Here is a 22,265-nt window from a genome sequence, read left to right as displayed (position 1 = left end):
TGATACCAGCGCTCAGTAATATTGAATGAATTTTTTGTGATTTACATATATATTAGATATTCAACCGTTTTAGGGAGGCGCATATGGGTACGACTTTTGTAGAACCTAACCGGCCTGCTATCCGGGGACTGACCTATGCCTCACAGCCTGACTTCCTGTCACAATTTGCCGGATGGGTGGAAAGCGCCCTGATGAAACGGCGCACGCGACTGCAACTTGGCAGGTTGAGCGATGAGGGGCTGAAAGACCTTGCCCTGACCCGCGATCACGTTGAAGCCGATCTCGATCGCTATTTGTCTGCTTGAGGTTTGAAAGCCGGTGCGCGTCGCACCGGCCTCCCGTTTGTAATCGATCAGCCGCGCGCGGTGCAGGATGGTGTTCCTGCGGCCCAGCGCTGTACGTCTGACGAGATGCGATTTCCCATGGAATGGCCCATCAGCGGTCCAAAGGCTTCAACCTTGGCAGGATTGCCCTCCGCGTGAACAACGAGCAGCGGACGTCCGCCGGGATTGCCAGCCGGAACCACCAGAATGCGCGGACGTCCCGAATAGGAATTCAGTTCCGGTGCCAGATGATAGGGCTTGAAGGCTGAATCCTTCGACTTGAACCAGCAGGTATTGGCGGCAAGGGCTACCCGTTCCATGGTGGCAAGGGCAGCCTTATCGGAACCAAAGGCGAGGGAACCGGGCCCGGGCTTGCTGGGTGATTGGCATCCGGCAAGTGCCACGAGTGAAATCATCATGGCCATGCCAATCGTCTTCATATGCATCCAGCTATCTCCAATGAATTTACGGTCTAACTTGCCTCAAGTTCGGCGAGAAACACTTTTGAGGCATCCGCCATCTCGAACCAGACCAGCGATAGCACCGGATCCTGAATAATAAGTTGCTCATAGGCGTCGAATTTCGGAAATGGTTCCAGCAGGCGCGAACGGCGCGTCATCACCCGGAAATGGTTGAAGAGGAAGCGGATCGGCGTGAGCCATGCATCGGCCATCGTCATCTGGTTGCCGAGGGCATAAGGACCATGACCGATACGGTGCTCGATCTCGTGCAGACCGGCTTCCAGCTGGGCGAAAAGCTTGGTGATACGGGCATCGTCTTTCGATTTGGTGTGGACGAGCTCGAAAAGCTCCATCACCGGGACGAGCACTTCCAGTTCGGCAAGGCGGGCGGTCATGCGCACGACGGCGCGATCACGCGAATCGGCTGGCAGAAGCGCAGGTTCGGGGAAATGTTCTTCCAGATATTCTGAGATAACTGTGGCTTCGAGGACCGTGAGGCCCGAGCCGGTGATCAGAACCGGAATGCGATTGAATGGAGAAATGCTGCGAAACTCTTCGGGGATCGGCCAACCTGCGGGTGGGGCCACAACCTTGATCGGTGCATTCTTGTAATAGGCGATGCAGCGAACAATCGAGGAGTAGGGGGATAGCGGCCGAGAGTAGAGTTTCATGTCTCAATTCCTCCATTTGAGTGCCGTTCCAACCCATGGCGGATCAAAACGGCATTTCTCAAACGTATAGAATTTTACTCAGGCGGCAATCCCAAGAATGCCCGTAAACAGTGCGCGGCCATCGGAACCGCCATGGGCGGCTTCAATCAGGTTCTCCGGATGCGGCATCATCCCGAGAACATTGCCTTTTTCGCTGATAATGCCAGCAATGTCATTCATGGCGCCATTCGGATTAGTGCCTTCCGCATAGCGGAAAGCCACCTGACCTTCACCTTCGATGCGGGCCAAAGTCTTTTCGTCAGCGAAGAAATTGCCCTCATGATGGGCGACGGGGCAGCGAATGATCTGGCCATGCGAATAGCCGCGGGTGAAGGCGGTGTTGGCATTGGTGACTTCAAGCTTCACTTCACGGCACACGAACTTCAGCGAAGCATTGCGCATGAGCGCGCCGGGCAGCAGGCCAGCTTCCTGCAAAATCTGGAAACCGTTGCATACGCCCATGACCATAACGCCCTTGTCAGCCTTTTCGCGGATCGCCTGCATGACGGGCATACGCGCAGCAATGGCGCCGCACCGCAGATAGTCGCCATAGGAAAAGCCGCCGGGAATGACGATCAGGTCGACATCGGGGATTTCGGTGTCCGTCTGCCAGACCGTCTGGGGTGCATGGCCGGAGATTTTCGTCAGCGCCGCAATCATGTCACGGTCGCGATTAAGGCCCGGGAGAAGTACGACAGCTGATTTCATTTAGATAAGCTCCACCGCGTAATCTTCGATGACTGTGTTGGCGAGCAGCTTTTCGCACATCGCCTTGACATTGGCTTCGGCAGTAGCGCGGTCTGTCGTGTTGACCTCGACATCAAAAATCTTGCCCTGGCGCACGGATGCGACGCCCTCGAAACCAAGACTGCCGAGCGCGCCGACGATCGCCTTACCCTGTGGGTCAAGAACGCCATTTTTCAAGGTTACAGTGACACGTGCCTTCATCGATTGTCTTCTCCGGGATTGTTCAATCAGCGTTTATTTAACCAGAACCGGCCCGGTGGGGCGCAGCTGTTCATTCTCATTCATGATGCCCAGACGCCGGGCGACTTCCTGATAGGCCTCGATCAGACCGCCCATATCACGGCGGAACCGGTCCTTATCAAGCTTTTCATTGGTCTGGCTATCCCACAGGCGGGCGGAATCAGGCGAAAACTCATCGGCAACGACAATACGCATCATGTCGCCTTCCCACAAACGTCCGCACTCGATCTTGAAATCCACAAGCTGGATGCCGACACCGAGGAACAGACCGCTGAGGAAGTCGTTGACGCGAATGGCCAAAGCCATGATGTCATCGATTTCCTGCGGTGCTGCCCAGCCAAAGGCCGTGATGTGCTCTTCAGAGACCATCGGATCATCCAGCGCATCGGCCTTGTAGTAGAATTCGATGATTGAGCGCGGCAGAACCGTGCCTTCCTCGATTCCAAGGCGTTTTGCCAGCGAACCGGCGGCAATATTGCGCACAACCACCTGAAGCGGGATGATCTCGACTTCCTTGATCAACTGCTCGCGCATATTGAGGCGGCGGATAAAGTGCGTCGGAATACCCATGCGGTTCAGCTGGGTGAAAATATATTCGGAAATCCGGTTGTTCAGAACACCTTTGCCATCAATGACTTCGTGCTTCTTTGGATGTAGCACGGTGGTGTCGTCTTTGAAATGTTGAACAAGTGTTCCTGGCTCTGGTCCTTCGTAAAGGATTTTGCCTTTGCCTTCGTAGACACGGCGGCGACGATTCATTGCAGGTCTCTGGTATTGGAGTTATCGGTCGGCCTTGGTCATAGCCATCATGTTGGCGCGCTAACTATCGTAAAAGCAAGCATTCTACAATGATACTTTATGAGTTCCCCTGAATTATGGGGTATGTGATCCCCCGAATTATGAGTTATATGGACTTTCCACGACAAAGTGACCCATGTTTGACTGATGAGGTTCAATTCAGACTTTCGATTTTGTGCAGAATAGTTATATGGACCTCAGAAACTATGTTGATCGGGACTTGCCCTAAAAATGCCAAGACCCGGGAGGCATCTTTCACCGGAATGACCAATTCATTTTGCGGGAGCAAGAGAGGATGACAATGGAAGATCGCGAAAATGCCTTCGAAAACAAATTCGCACATGATGCGGAAGTTCGCTTTCGGGCAGAGGCACGGCGCAACAAGCTGATCGGTCAGTGGGCGGCGGAAAAGCTTGGTAAGACAGGCGCGGAAGCCGAAGCCTATGTGCTTGAGGTCATCAAGGCAGATTTTCAGGAAGCCGGCGACGACGATGTTTTCCGCAAGATCCGGGCTGATTTCGATGCCGCTGGGGTCGACAAATCCGATCACCGCATCCGCCGCACGATGGACGAGATGCTGCAGGAAGCTATCAAGCAGATTCAGGGCTCCTGATCTCACCTGCACGCGCTTCGTAAAAACCGCCCTTCACGGGCGGTTTTTTGTTGGCGCACCTCCGCCGTTTTTGCTTCACTGCAGGCCGAGTCGACCATCAGCAGAGCATCAGGGAGAGAAATCATGTCGCTAGCGTCACGTCTGAGGGCGGGAGAAACGGTTTATTCCGCCTGGTGCAACCTGCCTTATCCGCTGGTTATGGAAACCCTGTGCCGTACGGATTTCACCACTTTCATGCTCGATATGCAGCATGGTGCGTTTGATACGCAATCGGTGCTGCAAAGTGTCGGCATCATCCAGAATGCAGGCAAGCACACGGTGGTGCGCATTCCTGTTGATCGTTTCGACATGGCAAGCCGCGCGCTGGATTTCGGCGCCGAGGGCGTTATCGCCCCGATGATCAATTCCGTTGAAGATGCAAAGCGGTTTGCGGCCTCGATGAAATATCCGCCGGTTGGCGAGCGTTCATGGGGGCAACTACGGGGACGGCCCGCAGGTTATGGCGCTGGCGGCTCCGGCGCTTACCTCAGTGAAGTCAACGGCAAGACGCTGGCTTTTGCAATGATCGAAACCCGTGCGGCCTTTGCGGCGCTGGATGGTATCCTTGCTGTCGACGGTATTGACGGTGTTTTCGTCGGCCCCTCGGACTTTTCCATCGGCTGGAGCAATGGAGCCGAGGTGGATGCCGGATCGCAAGCCATTATTGAGCCATTGAAGGAGATCGCAGCCAAGGCCCTCGCTGCGGGCAAACTCTGCGGCATCTACGCGGCGAATGCGGAACTGGCGAAACGGTTCACCAGCCTCGGCTATACCTATGTTCCACTCGCGGTCGATACTGGCTATTTGCAGTCTGGTGTCAAAAGCCTGCTGGATGCTGTGGGGCAGTAGAGCGGCGCTTACAACCTTGAGATAAATTGCGCAAAAACCATCGAACCCTCTGGCCATGGTCCATGGCCGGATTCGGAATTGAGATGGCCGGATTCACCCGCATCGATGAACAGCGAGCCCCATGCGGCAGCCAGATCCTCGGCGACTGCATATTCGCAGTAGTGATCATTGCGGCTGGCAATGACCACCGACGGAAATGTGAAGGGCTCGCGCGGGTAGGGCCCAAAAGTCATCAGGTGTTTTGGCCGAATTTTAGGATTCGATACATCCGGCGGCGTGACCAGAAACGCGCCTTTGATCTTGTCAGCAATCTGCGGCAGCGCTTGCACAAAGGTTGGCACGCCAAGCGAATGCGCGACAATAACAACCGGCTGTGTCGCCTCATTGACTGACTTGACCACTTCGGCCACCCAATCGGCAAGAACAGGCTTTGACCATTCCTTCTGCTCGACACGGCGCGCGGTGGAAAGCTTTGCTTCCCAGCGTGACTGCCAGTGATCGGGGCCGGAATTGGTGTAACCGGGGATAATGAGAATATCGGCGTCTTTGACTTTCATATCCCCCATTTAGGAAAATTCCTGCCGGATCGCAATGTGGTAAGATTGTAAACAGTGGCGAATGGTCGGTTCACTAATAGTGAACATGCTGTTCGCCGCTGCGTGGCTTGTATATTGGCCTGAGAGAGCCGACTTTATCACAGAAGAAACAGGTGATGAAATCGCGGGGATGCACATGAAGGTCACACGCAGAGATGTTGTCGGCGGTGCCGGGGTGCTTGCCTTTCAGGCGATTGCGGGCGGAGAACCAGCCCGCGCGGAGACAGATATGAACACTCTACCTTTTGCAGCAATGGCCCCGACTCATGTGTCAAAAGTGGGTATCAAGGCCAAGGACGCGGATCAGCTTTCAAAATATTATACTGATGTGGTGGGCCTGCGCGAACTGTCCCGCAAGGGGCAGACGGTTGTGCTTGGCGCTGGCGATACGCCATTGCTCGAAATCGAACAGGCATCCGCCATTCGGGCGGATGATCCGAGCAGCGCCGGGCTTTACCACACGGCGTTTCTCCTGCCGCGACGCATTGACCTTGCGCGCTGGGCCAAACGCGCCATCGATCAGCGAACGCCAATTGTCGGCGCGTCGGATCATGTTGTCAGTGAGGCCATCTATCTGACCGACCCGGAAGGCAATGGCATCGAGATTTATGCGGATCGCCCGCACGAAAGCTGGAAATGGAACGGTTCATCGGTTCAGATGGGCACGGCTGCGCTTGATGTCGGCAATCTGCTTGGCGGGTTAAAGCCGGATACGGCGGAGTGGAATGGCGCGCCTGATGGGGCCATGGTCGGCCATCTGCACCTGCGTGTCGGCAATGCTGGCGAAGCAGAGGAATGGTGGCACAGGGAACTTGGCATGCAGACCGTCGCCGGGGTTGGCGGCAGTGCCGTGTTTCTGTCAACAGGTGGCTATCACCACCATGTCGCTGCCAATTCCTGGCAGAGCAGGGGTGCCGGCAAGCGTGACAATGACCGTTCCGGTCTTGCCTGGGCGGAGTTTGTGTCCGTCGATGCCAAGGATGAACGCGAGATTGTTGATCCCTGGGGCAATGTCATGCGGATCGTGCCGGGGAAAAGTTTTGGATAAATTGGCAGGTTGAATGGTGAGGGGGATGCTCACCCCCCTCTGTCCTGTCGGGCTACCGGGGCGAGCCACGGGTCTCGCCCGTCCTTCGGACCCCCCACAAGGGGGGAGATCAGCCTTCAATATCATCTTGCACAATCTGAAACATTTCCGGTTGTGCAAAGGCGTTCATGTCAATGTGATCTCCCCCCTTGTGGGGGAGATGTCCGACAGGACAGAGGGGGGTGAAATCGCGCGCCGCAATTCAATCAGCCACCCAGCAATCAAGCCTCGCCAAAAACCCGCTTGAAAATCGTATCGACATGCTTGGTGTGATAACCAAGGTCGAACTTTTCGCGGATGGTTTCCTCGGGCAGGGCAGCGCGTACGTCCGTATCGGCCAAAAGTTCCTCAAGGAAATCCTTGCCGTGTTCCCAGACCTTCATCGCATTGCGCTGGACGAGGCGGTAGGAATCTTCACGCGAAACGCCCGCCTGTGTGAGAGCCAGAAGAACACGCTGGGAATGGATAAGGCCGCGGAACTTGTTCATGTTTTTCAACATATTGTCAGGATAGACTAATAGCTTGTCGATAACGCCGGTCATACGGGCCAAGGCAAAATCAAGGGTGATCGTTGCGTCAGGGCCGATCATGCGCTCGACGGATGAATGCGAAATATCGCGCTCGTGCCACAGCGCCACATTTTCCATGGCTGGCAGGGCAAAGGCACGGACCATGCGGGCAAGGCCGGTCATGTTTTCAGTCAGCACCGGATTGCGCTTGTGCGGCATGGCGGACGAGCCCTTCTGGCCGGGGGAGAAATATTCTTCCGCTTCCAGAACTTCCGTGCGCTGCAAATGGCGAATTTCTACCGAAAGCCGCTCAATGCATGAGGCGATGACGCCGAGTGTGGCAAAATACATGGCATGGCGGTCGCGCGGGATAACCTGCGTCGAAACCGGCTCCGGCTCCATGCCAAGCGACTTGGCCACATGCTCTTCGACATAAGGGTCGATATTCGCAAAAGTGCCGACGGCGCCTGAGATGGCGCAGGTGGCGATTTCCGCGCGGGCGGCGATGAGACGCGTGCGGCAGCGCTCGAACTCGGCATAGGCCTGTGCCAGCTTGACGCCGAAAGTTGTCGGCTCCGCATGGATGCCATGGCTACGGCCGATGGTGACCGTATCCTTGTGCTCGAAAGCACGCTTTTTCAATGCAACGAGCAGCTTGTCGAGATCAGCAAGCAGAATATCGCTGGCGCGCATTAGCTGTACGTTGAAACAGGTGTCGAGCACGTCGGAGGAGGTCATGCCCTGATGCACGAAACGCGCGTCGGGACCGACGATCTCGGCCAGATGGGTCAGGAAGGCGATAACGTCGTGCTTGGTTTCGCGCTCGATCTCATCGATACGGTCGATGTCAAATGTCGCAGCGCCACCCTTTTCCCAGATGGTCGCGGCAGCTTCCTTCGGGATAACGCCCAGTTCCGCCAGCGCATCGCAGGCATAGGCCTCGATTTCGAACCAGATGCGGAATTTCGTTTCCGGGGACCAGATGGCGACCATTTCGGGCCGCGAATAACGCGGGATCATTGTGTGTTCCTATTGGCAATCGATGGGCGGATGAATGTGAAACCTGCTCTAACAGACCATGGCGCTGTACTCAACGCGGCTTTTTCAGCATGGGCAGGAAATACTGGGTTCAGTAGAGCGTGGGAGTGGTTCGTGGTTCGTGGTTCGACAAGCTCACCATGAGGGAGAGAGGTGATGAAAGGGAGCTATATCCCGAAACGTTGGTGATTAGCGTTACATCCACTCTCTCCCTCATGGTGAGCTTGTCGAACCACGGACCACGAACCACCCACCACTGGCAGAAGGAAAGCCTACATCAGCCTTTGAGTGTTGCGTTGCGGATGAGATCGATATTGGCGCGGTAGCTGGCTTCTGAGCCACCTTTGAATACGGCAGAACCTGCAACGAGCGCATTGGCACCGGCTTCAGTCGCCAGTCCAGCCGTGTCGGCGGTAATTCCACCATCGACTTCCAGATCAATCGGGCGGTCGCCGATCATGGCTTTGATCTTGCGGATCTTGCCCAAGGTTTCAGTGATGAATTTTTGCCCGCCAAAGCCGGGATTGACGGTCATGACGAGCACCAGATCGACATCGTTCAGAACATATTCGATGGCGGATTCAGGTGTGCCGGGATTGATGGCAATGCCAGCCTTCTTGCCAAGCGCGCGGATTGCCTGCAGCGAGCGGTGGACGTGCGGACCGGCTTCGGCATGAATGGTGATGATATCGGAGCCTGCCTTAGCAAAGGCTTCGAGGTAGGGATCGCAAGGCGAAATCATCAGATGCGTATCGAAAACTGCATCGGTGAGCGGACGGATCGCTTTGACCACTTCCGGGCCGAAAGTGATATTGGGGACGAAATGGCCATCCATGACGTCAATATGTACCCAGTCAGCACCAGCTTTCAGGACCGTGGTGACTTCCGAGCCAAGCTTGGAAAAGTCGGAAGCGAGGATGGACGGGGCGATGACAAGCGGACGGCTCATGGCGTTCTCCGGTAGAGGTTTTGTGCGCGCCCGTTACCATGGGTATCCGGCAGGCACAATGAAAACCCTGTCAGGCGCGCGTGCTCCACACAGGAAACAGGTCATTGGGCGCTGCTGTGGCGGCAAATACGCCGCGCGCGACGGCACGGGCCATGGTTGAAGCGGCGGCAGCGCAAAGCTCGATGAATTCATCGATTTCAGGTGCCCGTCCGGCGGTTCCGGTTGCAAGAGCAAACACCAGATCGCCATCGAATGGTGTGTGCGACGGCCAGATGGCGCGGGTAAAACCGTCATGGGCCGCAATGGCTAGACGCTTGGCCTGTGCCTTGGTGAGTTGCAAGTCCGTCGCAATGACGCCGATGGTTGTGTTGGTGTCTTTAGCCGCTTCCTTGAATTTTGTTTTGACGTCAGTTGCATCGGAGGGAAGCGGATGGGGTAGGCCGAGACCGCCAAACTCATCGCCGATCTCAAAAGGTGCTGCCCAGAAATGGCGGGTTTTGCCGACAGTAACCGATCCAAGCGCGTTGACGGCAACAAGCGCGCCCATGGTGGCGCCGCTTGGCAGGATGGATGAGGCGGAGCCAAGGCCGCCTTTCATGCCGGTCACAAGCGCACCCGTGCCCGCACCCACGCTGCCAAGGGCAAAATCGCGCGATGCGGATTGCACTGCCTGATAGCCAAGCTCGCGATAGGGTGGATAAAGCCCCCAATCCTTGTCGCCGCCATTGATCAGGTCAAACAATATGGCGGCGGGAACGATGGGAATGCGCTGGCCACCGACTTTGAAGCCGATACGCTTTTCGCGCAAAGCCGCCTGTACACCGGAGGCTGCATCGAGACCAAAGGCCGAGCCACCTGACAGAACAAGCGCATTGATGGTTTCAACGGTGTTGTGCGGTTCAAGAAGATCAGTCTCGCGTGTGCCGGGGGCACCGCCCAGAACCTGTACAGCCGCCGTTGCCGGTTCATCGCAGAGAATGACGGTGGTGCCGGATTTGATTGTGGCATCTGCAGCATTGCCGATGCTCAATCCGGCGACATCCGTAATGAGATTGCGAGGGCCAGATTTAAGCGGCATTACTTCGTCTCCTGCACAAACTGCTTTCCATCATAGCGTTGCAGACGAAGGGTGTCGGCAATACGCTCGCCATGCGCATCGAACTGAACGGGTCCAATGGCTGTATCAAATACGTTTTTGCGCAGGAGATCAGCCAGCGAGGCGGCTTGCGCCTGTGCGGTGGTCAGAAGCTGGATCGCCACTTCAGCTGCGGCATAGGCGGGCACCGTATAGCCCTCAGGCACCTTGCCCGCGAGTTCAATGGCATTTTTGGCATTGCGCGCGCTTTCGAGCGTTGCCGGGTCAACGGGTGCGACCATCACGGTTCCCACGGAAAGATCGCTGCCATTGGTGATTGCGTTGAGCGTTTCGCCGCCGACAATGGTGAGAGGATAGTTGAGTGCCGCGGCGCTGCGGCCGATGGCAACGACATCATCGCGTTCTCCACCAATGAAAACCTGTGTCGCTCCGGCACGTTTCAACCGGGCGATAAGCGCGTTCTGATTATCGAGACCGGGGCGATAGGTATCGGTAAACACCGGCTTCAGGCGCTTTTCCTCCAGCCGCGCCCGCACGGCGGAGGCGATCTCGCGGCCAAAAATGGTGCCGTCATCGATGATCGCAAAGGGGGAAGATCGCCAGATACCCGCCAGAAGATCGCCAGTCTCGCGTGCGGCATTGCGCTCGGACGGAGCGATACGAAATACCTGATAGGGTGTTTCGGCGCGCAATTCTGTCAGCGTCTGGTCCCGTACACCCGGTGTTATGACGGCGATGCCCTTCTGGCTGAGAATGGGCAGGGCTGTTTCAAGCGATTCTGCACAGAGAAATCCGATAACGATGGTGGCATTGGCAAGCACCATTTCGCGGGCCGCAGCGGCACCGCCCGCAGCGTCACATTTGTCATCGGCGGTGACAACGCCAATATCCTGACCCTGCTTGTTGCCCGAGACAGCCACATTGACGCCATCCACAAGCTGGCTGCCCAGCCGCGCAAAGGAGCCGGAAAGCGGTGCGATGACGCCGATCTTATCCTGCGCATAGGCGACACAGCTAAACAACAGGCATAGGCCAAGCGTTGCGGCGCGTATCATGGGATTCATTGCGATATTGCCGTACCTTCGGGACATTGGATAACCAAACGTTCGATTTGGGTAGCTGTTTCCTTCACTCTGCGCAATGCGGCTCTATATAAAAGGATAGGCATGGTGCGATAATATCGGCGTCAGATCGCAGGCGTGGAAAAAATATTCTGCTCCAGTGGTTCAAGCCCTATGGTTCGGAAGCATGTTGCGATAGTGATGATTTGGACAATGGAAACAATATAGTGCTCATCGCCAAAGATCAGAAGATAGAACCGCTCGCCTTCCGCAATGCCATGAGCCATTTTGCGGAAGCGGTTCACATCATTACGACAGATGGACCGGCGGGCAGGCGCGGCGTGACTATTTCCGCAGCGTGTTCCGTGTCTGACGATCCGGCGACCATATTGGTCTGTTTGAACCGCCAGCATGAATTCAATCATCTCTTCATCGAGAATCAGGTTTTTGCCCTGAACGTGCTTTCGTCGGGCCAGCAGGCGGTTTCGGAGGCTTTCTCAGGCAAGGGTGATCTTTCGCAGGAAGACCGCTTTGGGCTTGGGCACTGGCAGACGCTGCAAACGGGCGCGCCGGTGCTCGCCGATGCGCTGGCCAGCTTTGACTGCCGTATCCTTGCCACCCATGAGGTGGCGACGCATTATGTCATCTATGGCAAGGTGACGGCACTGCATATTGGCGAGCGCAGCCAGTCACTCGTCTATCTCAACCGCTCCTATCACGGTGTAGGAGACTAGAACCAACGGAGACTCCATGGCCGAACAGTCCGTTTCACCATTGCCGCAATCGATTGACGAGACGTTGGCACTGCTTGAAACCGGTGGCTATGTGGCGGATCGGGCGCTGGCAACGGTGCTGTTTCTCTGCCTGCGCATGAAGCGCCCGCTGTTTCTCGAAGGTGAGGCGGGTGTCGGCAAAACAGAGATTGCCAAGGTTCTGGCGTCGACGCTGGATCGCCCGCTCATCCGTCTGCAATGCTATGAAGGTCTTGATATTTCCTCCGCCGTCTATGAGTGGAACTATGCGGCGCAGATGATCGAGATCCGGCTGGATGAAGCGACAGGAACGCTCGACAAATCTGCCATTGAACGCAATGTATTTTCCGAAAAGTTCCTGATCCGGCGTCCCGTGTTGCAGGCGTTATCGGGGGAACCGGGCAGGGCTCCGGTGTTTCTGATCGATGAACTGGATCGCACGGATGAGGCTTTTGAAGCGTTTCTGCTGGAAGTTCTATCTGAATATCAGGTGACGATACCCGAGCTTGGCACGATTGTGGCCGCCGAACCGCCCATCGTCATCATCACCACCAACCGCACCCGCGAAATCCATGATGCCTTGAAGCGCCGCTGTCTCTATCATTGGGTTGACTACCCCACGGCGGAACGCGAGCTTGAGATCATCAGGCGCAAAGTCCCATCCGCCAATGAACGGCTTTCCGACGAAATCGTCCGTTACGTGCAGAAACTGCGGGATATGGACCTGTTCAAGCTGCCAGGTGTGGCCGAAACCATCGACTGGGCAGGGGCATTGACCGAGATGGACAAGCTGGCGCTCGATCCGGAGACGGTTTCCGATACAATTGGCGTGCTGCTCAAATATCAGGATGACATCGCACGGATCGCTGCGGGCGAGGGACGGCGCATTCTTGACGAGGTCAAGGCGGAGCTGAACGCAGCCTAGAATGGAAACGCCGACATCATCGCCATCAACCAGCCGGCTGGCAGACAATATTGTCTATTTCGCCAGAGCCCTGCGCAAGGCGGGTGTGCGGGTTGGTCCCGCGGCGGTAAAGGATGCCATAGAGGCTGTCCTTGCCGGTGGTATCGGCTCGCGTGACGATTTTTATTGGACGTTACGCAGCGTTCTCATTGTCAGGCGCGAGGATCATGCGACATTTGACGAGGCTTTCAGGCTTTACTGGCGCTCACGTGAGCTGATTGAGGCAATGCTCGCCATGTTTTCGCCCGATGCCATGGAACCGGAGCGGTCAAAGCCAACCGAAGCGCGTGTCGGCCAAGCGCTTTTCAACGGCAATGGCCGCCATGAACCCCAGCAGCAACCGCCTGAAACAGATATTGATGCGCGTTTCACCTTTTCCGGCAGGGAAGTGTTGCGTTCCAAGGACTTCGCCCAGATGAGCGCTGGCGAGCTTGCCCAAGCGCGCCGGGCGATGGATCAACTGGTCTTGCCTGTCGACAAGGTGGAGACGCGGCGCTTTCGGGCTGATCCGAAAGGACGGCGTATCGATCCACGCGCCATGATGCGTGCGAGCCTGAAAACCGGCGGCGACCTCATTTTGCCGAAATTTCGCGCGCGGCGAGAAATACACCCGCCACTGGTTGTGCTTGCGGATATTTCCGGGTCCATGAGCCAATACACCCGGATTTTCCTGCATTTCATGCATGCGATGATGGCCAAGCGCCGCCGTATCAATTGTTTTGTCTTTGGAACGCGGCTGAGCAACATCACCCGCCCCTTGCGCTACCGGAACCCGGATGACGCGATTGCCCATTGCACCGGTGCTGTACGCGACTGGTCGGGCGGCACGCGGATCGGCGAAACGCTGCGCGAATTCAATCGGCACTGGTCGCGCCGGGTTCTGGGGCAAGGTGCGGTGGTTCTGCTGATCACCGATGGGCTGGAGCGGGAGGAAACCGATGGGCTGGAAGCGGAGATGGAACGGTTGGCAAAATCGTGCCGGCGGCTGATCTGGCTCAATCCGCTTCTGCGGTTCGAGGGTTTTGAACCACGCGCCCGAGGGGTGAGGGCGATGTTGCCCTATGTCGATGATTTTCGCGCCGTGCATAATCTCGATGCGCTGGAGGATTTGTGCAAAGCGCTGGGGCGTCCGTCAGAAAAGCGGGATGATCCGAAACGCTGGTTGCAAAGGTCTTTCCCACAACCCACGTTATATTCATAATGCTGCGGGAGGCCTTTATGACACAATTGAACACGAATGAGCTGGACCCATTGCTGATTGCCGAAAGCTGGATGCTTGATGGCCGTGATGTTGCTATCGCCACGGTTGTCGAAACATGGGGATCAGCGCCGCGTCCCGTTGGCAGCCACCTTGTCATTGACGAGAAGGGTAATTTTGAAGGCTCGGTTTCCGGCGGATGTGTCGAAGGCTCGGTGATATCGGAGGCGATGGATGTTTTGACCAGCGGGGAGCCGCGATTGCTGGAGTTTGGCGTTGCCGATGAAACCGCATGGCAGGTTGGACTTTCCTGCGGTGGGCACATCAAAGTCTATGTGGAACGGTTGGGCTGATCGTGGACCCCTATTGCCTCAAGAAATTGAACATTGAGCGCCGGGCGCGCCGCGCAGCGCTGCTTTTGACCGATCTTGGCGATGGCCGTGACCGGGTGATCAAGGAAGGCGATCCGGTTGCCGGAGAGTTGGGCGAGGTGATTGCCAAGGCATTCCTGTCGGGTCAGTCAGGTGTTGTCGAGGTTGATGGACGTTCATTCTTCCTCAATGTGCATCTGCCGCCGCCGCGCCTTGTGGTTATCGGCGCTGTGCATATCAGTCAGGCGCTGGTGCCTATGGCGAGGGTTGCAGGCTATGATATGGAAATCATCGACCCGCGTACGGCTTTCGCCACGCCGGAGCGTTTTTCCGATGTGAGGCTTTTTACCGAATGGCCGCAGGATGTGTTGAAAACGCATCCGCTTGATGCCTATACGGCGGTTGCGGCTGTTACCCACGATCCGAAGATTGACGATTATGCGCTGGAAGCAGCCCTGAAAGCCGGGTGCTTCTATGTCGGTGCGCTGGGCAGCCGCAAAACCCATGCCAAACGGGTGGAGCGTCTGCAGGCGGTTGGTCTTAGCGATGAAAGCATTGCCACCATTCACGCGCCGATCGGGCTCAATATAGGTGCGGCTAGCCCTGCGGAGATTGCCGTGGCGGTGCTGGCTGAAATCATTGAGGCTTTTCGCGCCCGCAGTCTGCGCATGCCGCAAACACTGGAAAAGACCGCATGATTTTCGGCGATACACCTCTGGATCAGGCTCTTGGGGCCGTTCTGGCTCATTCTACCCACGCGGGTGCCGTGAAGCTGAAAAAGGGTCATGTCCTGACGACGGATGATATCGAGCAGTTGCGCGGTGCCGGTGTTACGCAGGTGACGGCGGCTCGGCTTGACGCTGATGATGTCGAGGAGAACGCCGCCGCCCGGCAGATAACCAGCGCCTTGCAATGGTTCGGTATTCAGGCCGGGCCTGCCGCAACGGGGCGGGTGAATTGCTATGCGCAGGCATCGGGCGTTTTTACCGTGGATGCCGATCTCATCAATGCGATCAATTCAGTCGATCCGTCTGTGACTATCGCGACGCTGAAACCGTTTGAGCGGGTCGAGCAGGGGCAGATGGTTGTGACCATCAAGATTATCCCTTTTGCCGTCGCGAAATCGGTTCTCAGTGAGATTGCCAGTCTTGCCCATGGAGGCAATGCTTTTGGGGTTCATGCTTTTTCCGGCACACGCGTCGGGCTGATCCAGACAACGCTCGCATCGGTCAAATCCTCCGTACTCGACAAGACAACACGGGTTCTCGATGCGCGCGCTGCTGCCAGTGGTGGCACCCTGATTGGTGAATTGCGCCCGGCGCATGAAGCCAGCCCGCTGGCGGTATCGATCCGGCAAATGCACCGGAACAGCGATATGGTCATCATTTTCGGCGCTTCCGCTGTGGTCGACAAGGATGATGTGGTTCCGGCAGCTATTCGCGAAGCGGGTGGGACGGTGCATCATATCGGCATGCCCGTTGATCCCGGCAATCTGCTGGTACTGGGCGAGCTGGATGGAAAACCCGTTATTGGTGCGCCAGGTTGCGCGCGCAGCCCGAAGGAAAACGGTTTTGACTGGGTGATTGACCGTCTCATGGCCAATATTCCCGTCACCAAGGCTGATATTGTCGGCATGGGTGTCGGTGGCCTGCTGATGGAAATCCCGACACGGCCACAGCCGCGCGACCCCCGGCCTCCCTTACCCAAGCCCGTAGTTGCCATCGCCATTCTTGCCGCCGGTCAATCCACCCGCATGGGCGGTACCAACAAATTGCTGGCGACGTTCGATGGCGTGCCGCTGATCCGCCGCTCGGCGGAGATGGCGATCAGGGCGGGAGGCGAACCGGTCATTGCTGTTCTCGGACATATGGCGGAGGAATGCAGCGCGGCGCTCGATGGCTTGCCCGTAAACATCGCGCTCAACAAGGATCATGCCAGCGGGCTTGCCTCTTCGCTGCATGTGGCTATCAGGCATCTTCCGGCATCAGTGGATGGGGTGATGATCATGCTTGCCGATATGCCTGCTTTGTCTGCATCCGACCTGCAGACCCTGATCCGGCAGTTCCATGATGTCGGCGGGCAAACGGTCGTGCGAGCCACGTTTCGGGGCAAGCGTGGCAATCCGGTCATCCTGCCGCGTTTCCTCTTTGATGAAGTATTCACGCTCGCCGGAGATGTCGGTGCGCGGCATCTGGTGGAGCGTGGCGATATTCCCGTCATTGATGTAGAGCTTGGCGAAGCGGCGGCCATTGACGTGGACACGCCGGATATGTTGCGGCAGGCAGGCGGGACCATCGTGGAAACGGTGCGGTAATCAGGGGACTTGCATTTGATCAGGACTATTCTTCTTGGCGCGCTGGCTGCCGTCTGTTTTTCCAGCGCCGCGCTTGCCACGCAGCTTGAGCCGTTCAAAGACGATATATTTGCTTATCCGGGCATCATGAAAACTGGCGATGGCGGCGATTACATCGTGGTCGATTACAATGAAATGCGCGATATCAACGGTCGTGACGAGGTGCCTGAACTGCGCGTGAGACGCAAATATATCGATCTTGCCGCCAAGCGGGCCCAGAAAGATCTGGTGGTGACAACAGCCAATGGACCGGTGAAGGTCATGGCTGCCGGGAAGATTGAGCCCGGCGCTTCCATCATCACAATCTATCTGCACGGGCAGGGCGGCAATCGCCAGCAAGGCATGAATGATTTTACCTTTGGCGGCAATTTCAACCGCATCAAGAATTTGATGGTTCTCAATGGCGGGCTGTATCTGACGCCGGATTTTCATGATTTTGGCGATAGAGGCGTCGCGCAGATTGCTGGGCTGATTGCCTATTTCAAATCGCAATCACCACAAGCCAAGCTGTTCGTCGCCTGCGGTTCGATGGGTGGCTCCCTGTGCTGGGGGCTGGCGCAGGATGCAGAGGCGGCGAAAAACATATCCGGTCTGGTTATTCTCGGCTCTCTCTGGGAAGACAAATTCATCGGTTCGCCCTCATATAAGCGGCGTATTCCTGTTTTCTTCGGCCATGGCAGCCGCGATCCGGTGTTTGGTATCGATGATCAGGAGGCGTTTTACCAAAAGATACGCAAATCCTCCAAAGGCTATCCCGTGCGCTTCGTTCGCTTCGAGACCGGTAATCACGGAACGCCGATCCGTATGTCGGATTGGCGTGGCGTTTTGAATTGGATGCTCACCGTTGCACCATGAGGTAAGGTTTGGGGATTGTGGCAATAAAGTGCCATTGTGGCAATTGCGCCACTAGACAAATGGCTAAAAGCGAATAGTTTCCGGCCTAATCAGACATCACCCTGCGATGAGACTTTGCGGAGAAAGCCATGCGCCTGCCTACCTCTCTTTTCAGCCGGATTGCTCCCTTGGCAATTCTTGTTCCCTTGGCCGCATGTTCGACGACCGGTGAGCCCAGCATGGGCCCGACATTCGCAACGTTCTCGCCGGTTCGTCCTCCCGTTAGCTCGGAACTCGCAGGTCCGTGCATCGCGGCGGCAGCCAGCAAATATGTTCTGTCGGAACGCAATATCCGTGCTGTTGATGAACGTGAAGTTGGCGCTGGTTTGAACGAAGTCAGCCTGAAGGTTGATATTCGCGATGCGCTTTGCACCGTTTCCGACAAGGGCAAGGTTCGCTCGGTTGTCGATACAATGGGAAAGAGCGCTGATCAGGCCGCCGCTGAAGAAGCTGCCGCTGCCAAGAAGGCCGCTGGTGGCACTGCTGCCGATGCGCCTGTTAAGAAGACCCGCAAGAAGCAGGCTCAGCAGCAGGGCTGATTGTTTTACCTTGTTGATGAAGCGGCGCGGCGCGAGCTGCGCCGTTTTTATTTGAGCAGCGGTTGAGCGGGAACCAGAACTTTCAATTCGCCCGCATGGATTTTGATGGTCACGTCCTGCCCCAATGGAACAAGCTCACCATCTATTGTTGCCCTGGCCTCGGAATAAAGATGCGGAAAGTGCAGATCCACTTCTTTGGCCAGAATTTCGTTCACATCAATGTTTTTGCGCCATGAGCGCATAAGCACTGTTGCCGCCAGTTTGATCACTGACAGCGGCGAAAGCCGCTCGGCGATGTAAACACCAAGCTCACCCCGATCCAGATCATCGGCGATCGGCAGCATGCCCCGGCCATAGGGATTGTTGGAGATGGAAATTGCCGAGACGGTACGCTCTGTCGGTGCGCCGTCAATGGTCATGCGGACGGCAAAACGCGGCGGATTGCCAATGACAACCGTAAAGGCCCGCATACTCGCCAGACGTTTTCCCCAGCGCGAGTTAAATTCCAGCGTATTGCGCAGCTTGATCATTCGCGGCTGAAACCCGATGGAAAACTGATGAACGAATGTCTGTCCATTGGCGGTCGAGATATCCACCGCCTTAATGGTTCCATCTGCCAGACTTTCCAGCGCGGCATTGAGTTCCAGCGGTATTTTCAGCGAGCGGGCAAAAAGATTCATGGTCCCCGCAGGTAAGACAGCGAGCGGCACACCCGCTTTCCATGCAACATCCGCTGCAGCGGAAATGGTGCCATCGCCGCCGCCTGCCATCAATATGTGATCATCGTCTTGTGTTGCGGCCTTTGTCAGCGCCTTGACGATGTCTTTACCGGCCACGCTTTCACTCTCGAAGCTATGGCCATGTTTTTCAAAGATTTCCTTCGCTGTCCGGGCGAATGCATTCATATCCATCGTGCGGAACGTTCCGCCATCGTGGTTGAAAACGGCATGGATTTTCATGAATGGTCCCCGATGGCAGGCATGTCATAATATCAGGCCGGAATGTGACCGGCTGTTCTCGATGTGGCAATGCACAATCAGGCCATTGGTTCCAAAATTGCCTGCTCACTATTGGCAAGATGCGGGCTGGTGAAACCAAGCTTCTGCAATCCCTGCTGCACTTCTGGCGCGCTCATGAACAGGTTCCACAACAGGCCGGTGCGGTGGTTTTCAATCATCGCGACGATGGGACCCTGATCAATGCCGAGATAGGTGCGCGCATACCAGCCGCTGGTTTGCGAGAATGCATCGACAAAACCAAAGCGGCCCCAGATTTTTCCTTCAGGGAGTTTGAAAAAATGCCTGATGGCATTCATGGATTCATCGGGCAGATAGGGCAGACTGCAAAGGGCGGCTGTCGGCGCAATCAGGCCGAAATCCGATGCGGGTGAACTGACGACATAGCCAGCTGGGCCATGGCTGGAGGTCAGGCCCCAGCTGTCAGGGCCATAACCGCGATAGCCGTGCGGGTTTTCCACGCAATGCTGGTAGTTGATGCGGACATGGTTGCAGTTCTGCTGCCAGTAATCGGCATAGCGGTCGGAGAGACCGCGTGGATCAAGGCCGCAGAACGAGTAATGCGCGAAGAATAGCGGGCCGCCATAATCAGGACCAAGCGGCAGGTTGATGCCATAATAATCGCGCCGGTTGATGAACTGGCTGCCTTTGGCAAAACCCTCATGATAGATGTCGGGGTCAATGCCGTGTCTGGGTGCGCCCGCGGCCAGAACATAGGTAATGAGCGCTTCATTCCAGCCCTGAATGGGTACATTGCGGGCAAAATGGTAGCGGGGGCTGTGATGCCAGTACAATACCTTCTCGTCATGCTTGATGTGTGCCGTCCACTCGACGCCATGCCACAGATGATTGATCCGTTTGCGCAGCGCAGTCTCATCGGGCGATGGCGCGGCAAAATATTGCCTGACACAGAGCAGCCCCTGAAACAGAAATGAGGTTTCGACGAGATCGCCGCCATCATCGCGCATGGAGAAGGGGATGGTTGATCCGTCGGCGCCATGAAAGAAATGCGGGAAGACGCCGTGATAGCGTTTGGTGTTCTCCAGCGCGGTCAGCATTGTCCCGATACGGGCAATAGCCTCCTGCCGTTCGATCCAGCCGCGCTCGATGGCCACGAGAATGGCCATGAAACCAAACCCTGTCGCCCCCGCTGCAACGAGATCGTTGGCAGGATCGGCATTTTTACCTGATCGGTCGCGTGCGAGACCGCTTTGCGGATGGGCACCGTCCCAGAAATACTGGAAGCTTGCCCGCTGAACCTTGTCCAGCAAAGCGGCGTCATCGGCGGTGATACCCGTGTTTTCGCGCACGAATGTTTGATCCATAAAGGCTGAATATTCCTGCTACAGGGCACAACGCCGCTACACTTGCCCAGATATATCCGATATCTGTCTGATCTCCATACCATGTGTAGCGTGATCGTCCGTCTGCCAAGGTCAAATTGGACCAAGGCGATCAATCTCGTGTGAAAGGCCCATGATGCAGAATGATCAATTCGTCTTCCAACCGGTTTCGCAACCCGTCCTGCGCATAACCGGATCGGAAAAACTGTTTCCTGTCCACCGGATTTACTGCGTCGGCCGCAACTATGCCGATCATGCCATTGAAATGGGCCATGACCCGAACCGCGAGCCGCCGTTCTTTTTTCAGAAGAACCCGGACACACTCGTTACCGGCAATGGCGATTTCCCCTATCCGTCCGGCTCCAACGATGTGCACTACGAGATGGAAATGGTGATCGCGCTGGGGAAGGGCGGATCGGATATCGCCGCAGACAAGGCACTTGACCATGTGTTCGGCTATGCGGTCGGGCTTGATATGACCCGGCGCGATTTGCAGGGCGAGGCCAAGAAACTCGGTCGTCCGTGGGAAGTGGGCAAGGCTTTTGAAGCTTCTGCGCCCTGTTCGGATATCGTTCCGGCGTCGAAAATCGGCCATCCGTCCTCGGGAGCGGTCTGGCTCAACGTGAATGGCAAGGAGCGTCAGCGCGGCGACCTGAAGCAACTCATCTGGAATGTGCCGGAGACAATTGCTTATCTTTCGACATTGTTCACGCTTCAAGCGGGCGATTTGATCTTTTCAGGAACGCCTGCCGGAGTTGGTGCCATTATCAGGGGCGATGAAATGCACGGCGGCGTTGATGGTATTGGAGAAATTCGCGCGCGCGTGGTTTGATCTTAGGGTCGGTTGCATTCAACTTTGCCAGCGAAGAGAAACAATTTCGCCGTTTCGCTCGCAAAAAAGTGCAAAATAATTTTTTGAGGCTGATCTGCGGGAATTTGCCTTTATGCTCCATGCAGATTGGCCTCAAAATGCGATAAATGGGCCTGCAGAGGCAGCAAGTTTGACAGTTTTGTGTCTACGGGCCGATTGTGCTCCGGCTAAGTAAATATGCATAACATTTTTGTTAGAAGTTCCCCTGTTGTCTTTGAAATTAAATGGTCTATTGAAGATTCTGAATTCCTCGAACCAGAACTCCAGAGCACGCGTTTTATGAACCACCGCATTCTCTTTGGCTCCTATCCGATCCCGCGCTTTGCCGGGATTGCCAGCCATAATTTTGTGGTCTGGACCGATGAGACGGGCCGCCCGCTCTATGAAATCAATGGCGGTGCAGCCAATGCGGATGACAGTTTCAACTATTGCGCGATCCGGGGCCGACTGACTGCTGTCGTCACGGATTATTCCAACCGGGATCTCATCTACTATCCGGAGTTCTATGTACGCCCGACATCGCGCACCACGCTGCTGCTTGAGGGTAATTATACAGCCATCGCCACAAAATGGCGTGCAGCGGTTGATGTGGCTGCCCGTATCCGGGCGTCCGATCTGGTTTACTCATTCCTGATCCAGAACAGCAATTCGGTGGCGACAGCCATCGCGGAAGGCATGGGGCTTACGCCACCATCTGCAGCTGTAGGTAGAGTACGGGCGCCGGGATCGTACCGTCACCTTGCTTTGGACCAGGCTGCCTAGTAGCACAATTCACCAGAATGCAATAACTAACGGGTTATAAACTCGATTTTGGCATGGCCAAAGTTGAGTGTTGCCGCTGTTGTGGC

At 56.2% G+C, this 22,265-nt stretch carries 26 protein-coding genes; 14 read left to right on the top strand and 12 right to left on the bottom strand.

Translation table 11 applies throughout. From position 1 onward, the window contains the following. Nucleotides 1–83: 83 nt before the first annotated feature. Entirely contained in the window at nt 84–305 is a 222-nt protein-coding gene (locus BLU05_RS02180; RefSeq protein ID WP_091877521.1) for a DUF1127 domain-containing protein, read from the top strand. A 47-nt stretch (nt 306–352) separates the two neighbouring features. Here BLU05_RS02180 and BLU05_RS02175 read toward each other — a convergent pair whose 3' ends face one another. From BLU05_RS02175 to purC, 5 genes are all read right to left on the bottom strand, one after another. Continuing rightward, entirely contained in the window at nt 353–769 is a 417-nt protein-coding gene (locus tag BLU05_RS02175) for a hypothetical protein (RefSeq protein WP_091877519.1), read from the bottom strand. 26 nt (nt 770–795) lie between these two features. Beyond that, complete coding sequence (locus BLU05_RS02170; RefSeq protein ID WP_091877517.1) at nt 796–1,455, bottom strand: glutathione S-transferase family protein; 660 nt, start codon at nt 1,453–1,455, stop codon at nt 796–798. A gap of 78 nt (nt 1,456–1,533) precedes the next feature. Next, complete coding sequence (purQ, locus tag BLU05_RS02165; protein WP_091877515.1) at nt 1,534–2,202, bottom strand: phosphoribosylformylglycinamidine synthase subunit PurQ; 669 nt, start codon at nt 2,200–2,202, stop codon at nt 1,534–1,536. After that, nucleotides 2,203–2,442, bottom strand: a complete 240-nt coding sequence (purS, locus tag BLU05_RS02160) for a phosphoribosylformylglycinamidine synthase subunit PurS (RefSeq protein ID WP_091877513.1) — start codon at nt 2,440–2,442, stop codon at nt 2,203–2,205. Nucleotides 2,443–2,475: 33 nt separating this feature from the next. Beyond that, entirely contained in the window at nt 2,476–3,240 is a 765-nt protein-coding gene (purC, locus tag BLU05_RS02155; RefSeq protein WP_091877510.1) for a phosphoribosylaminoimidazolesuccinocarboxamide synthase, read from the bottom strand. 334 nt (nt 3,241–3,574) lie between these two features. Here purC and BLU05_RS02150 point away from each other — a divergent pair, with 334 nt between their 5' ends. Next, nucleotides 3,575–3,892 carry a DUF1476 domain-containing protein gene (locus BLU05_RS02150; protein WP_091877508.1) on the top strand — a complete coding sequence of 106 codons (318 nt, stop codon included), beginning with the start codon at nt 3,575–3,577 and terminating at the stop codon, nt 3,890–3,892. A gap of 123 nt (nt 3,893–4,015) precedes the next feature. Continuing rightward, entirely contained in the window at nt 4,016–4,780 is a 765-nt protein-coding gene (locus tag BLU05_RS02145; RefSeq protein ID WP_091877506.1) for an HpcH/HpaI aldolase family protein, read from the top strand. Nucleotides 4,781–4,788: 8 nt separating this feature from the next. Here BLU05_RS02145 and BLU05_RS02140 read toward each other — a convergent pair whose 3' ends face one another. Continuing rightward, nucleotides 4,789–5,337, bottom strand: a complete 549-nt coding sequence (locus BLU05_RS02140; RefSeq protein ID WP_091878417.1) for an RBBP9/YdeN family alpha/beta hydrolase — start codon at nt 5,335–5,337, stop codon at nt 4,789–4,791. A 175-nt stretch (nt 5,338–5,512) separates the two neighbouring features. On the opposite strand from BLU05_RS02140, the gene BLU05_RS02135 reads away from it, so the two are divergent. Further along, nucleotides 5,513–6,424, top strand: coding sequence for a VOC family protein (locus tag BLU05_RS02135; RefSeq protein WP_091878415.1), 912 nt, complete (start codon nt 5,513–5,515; stop codon nt 6,422–6,424). A gap of 260 nt (nt 6,425–6,684) precedes the next feature. Here the strand turns inward: BLU05_RS02135 and purB are convergent, their stop codons facing one another. From purB to BLU05_RS02115, 4 genes are all read right to left on the bottom strand, one after another. Next, entirely contained in the window at nt 6,685–7,992 is a 1,308-nt protein-coding gene (gene purB / locus BLU05_RS02130) for an adenylosuccinate lyase (RefSeq protein WP_091877504.1), read from the bottom strand. 295 nt (nt 7,993–8,287) lie between these two features. Beyond that, nucleotides 8,288–8,959, bottom strand: a complete 672-nt coding sequence (gene rpe, locus BLU05_RS02125; RefSeq protein WP_091877502.1) for a ribulose-phosphate 3-epimerase — start codon at nt 8,957–8,959, stop codon at nt 8,288–8,290. Nucleotides 8,960–9,029: 70 nt separating this feature from the next. Then, the gene (locus tag BLU05_RS02120; RefSeq protein WP_091877500.1) at nt 9,030–10,037 is read right to left on the bottom strand and encodes a P1 family peptidase; all 1,008 of its coding nucleotides are present in this window, start codon (nt 10,035–10,037) and stop codon (nt 9,030–9,032) included. Then, entirely contained in the window at nt 10,037–11,119 is a 1,083-nt protein-coding gene (locus tag BLU05_RS02115) for a branched-chain amino acid ABC transporter substrate-binding protein (protein ID WP_244518114.1), read from the bottom strand. The genes BLU05_RS02120 and BLU05_RS02115 overlap by 1 nt, the downstream gene beginning before the upstream one ends. A 275-nt stretch (nt 11,120–11,394) precedes the next feature. Between BLU05_RS02115 and BLU05_RS02110 the strand changes: the two genes are divergently transcribed. The 8 genes from BLU05_RS02110 to BLU05_RS02075 all read left to right on the top strand — a co-directional run bounded on the left by BLU05_RS02110 (nt 11,395) and on the right by BLU05_RS02075 (nt 18,187). After that, nucleotides 11,395–11,850 (top strand): flavin reductase, encoded by a 456-nt coding sequence (locus tag BLU05_RS02110; RefSeq protein ID WP_091877498.1) that lies wholly within the window; start codon nt 11,395–11,397, stop codon nt 11,848–11,850. Between the two features lie 16 nt (nt 11,851–11,866). Continuing rightward, nucleotides 11,867–12,793, top strand: a complete 927-nt coding sequence (locus tag BLU05_RS02105; RefSeq protein ID WP_091877496.1) for an AAA family ATPase — start codon at nt 11,867–11,869, stop codon at nt 12,791–12,793. 1 nt (nt 12,794) lies between these two features. Beyond that, nucleotides 12,795–14,033: a vWA domain-containing protein gene (locus BLU05_RS02100; protein WP_091877493.1), complete on the top strand. Its 1,239-nt coding sequence runs from the start codon at nt 12,795–12,797 to the stop codon at nt 14,031–14,033. 17 nt (nt 14,034–14,050) lie between these two features. Beyond that, a complete protein-coding gene (locus BLU05_RS02095; protein WP_091878411.1) occupies nt 14,051–14,383 on the top strand; it encodes an XdhC family protein in 333 nt (110 codons plus the stop codon). A gap of 2 nt (nt 14,384–14,385) precedes the next feature. Beyond that, nucleotides 14,386–15,099: an XdhC family protein gene (locus BLU05_RS02090; protein ID WP_091877491.1), complete on the top strand. Its 714-nt coding sequence runs from the start codon at nt 14,386–14,388 to the stop codon at nt 15,097–15,099. Continuing rightward, nucleotides 15,096–16,715: an NTP transferase domain-containing protein gene (locus tag BLU05_RS02085; RefSeq protein WP_091877489.1), complete on the top strand. Its 1,620-nt coding sequence runs from the start codon at nt 15,096–15,098 to the stop codon at nt 16,713–16,715. The genes BLU05_RS02090 and BLU05_RS02085 overlap by 4 nt, the downstream gene beginning before the upstream one ends. A 27-nt stretch (nt 16,716–16,742) precedes the next feature. After that, entirely contained in the window at nt 16,743–17,609 is an 867-nt protein-coding gene (locus BLU05_RS02080; RefSeq protein WP_244518178.1) for an alpha/beta hydrolase family protein, read from the top strand. 128 nt (nt 17,610–17,737) lie between these two features. Then, the gene (locus BLU05_RS02075; protein ID WP_091877485.1) at nt 17,738–18,187 is read left to right on the top strand and encodes a hypothetical protein; all 450 of its coding nucleotides are present in this window, start codon (nt 17,738–17,740) and stop codon (nt 18,185–18,187) included. A 47-nt stretch (nt 18,188–18,234) separates the two neighbouring features. Here the strand turns inward: BLU05_RS02075 and BLU05_RS02070 are convergent, their stop codons facing one another. Both BLU05_RS02070 and BLU05_RS02065 read right to left on the bottom strand, forming a co-directional pair. After that, the gene (locus tag BLU05_RS02070) at nt 18,235–19,146 is read right to left on the bottom strand and encodes a diacylglycerol/lipid kinase family protein (RefSeq protein ID WP_091877483.1); all 912 of its coding nucleotides are present in this window, start codon (nt 19,144–19,146) and stop codon (nt 18,235–18,237) included. Nucleotides 19,147–19,223: 77 nt separating this feature from the next. Next, nucleotides 19,224–20,528: a glucoamylase family protein gene (locus tag BLU05_RS02065; RefSeq protein WP_091877481.1), complete on the bottom strand. Its 1,305-nt coding sequence runs from the start codon at nt 20,526–20,528 to the stop codon at nt 19,224–19,226. A 154-nt stretch (nt 20,529–20,682) separates the two neighbouring features. On the opposite strand from BLU05_RS02065, the gene BLU05_RS02060 reads away from it, so the two are divergent. Together BLU05_RS02060 and BLU05_RS02055 are read left to right on the top strand one after the other, a co-directional pair. Continuing rightward, nucleotides 20,683–21,378 (top strand): fumarylacetoacetate hydrolase family protein, encoded by a 696-nt coding sequence (locus BLU05_RS02060; RefSeq protein ID WP_091878410.1) that lies wholly within the window; start codon nt 20,683–20,685, stop codon nt 21,376–21,378. Between the two features lie 318 nt (nt 21,379–21,696). Beyond that, entirely contained in the window at nt 21,697–22,179 is a 483-nt protein-coding gene (locus tag BLU05_RS02055) for a hypothetical protein (RefSeq protein ID WP_139210382.1), read from the top strand. Nucleotides 22,180–22,265: the final 86 nt, after the last annotated feature.

Source organism: Phyllobacterium sp. OV277 (assembly GCF_900104355.1).
Lineage (GTDB): Bacteria > Pseudomonadota > Alphaproteobacteria > Rhizobiales > Rhizobiaceae > Phyllobacterium.
This window is presented reverse-complemented; position numbering and strand designations above follow the sequence as displayed.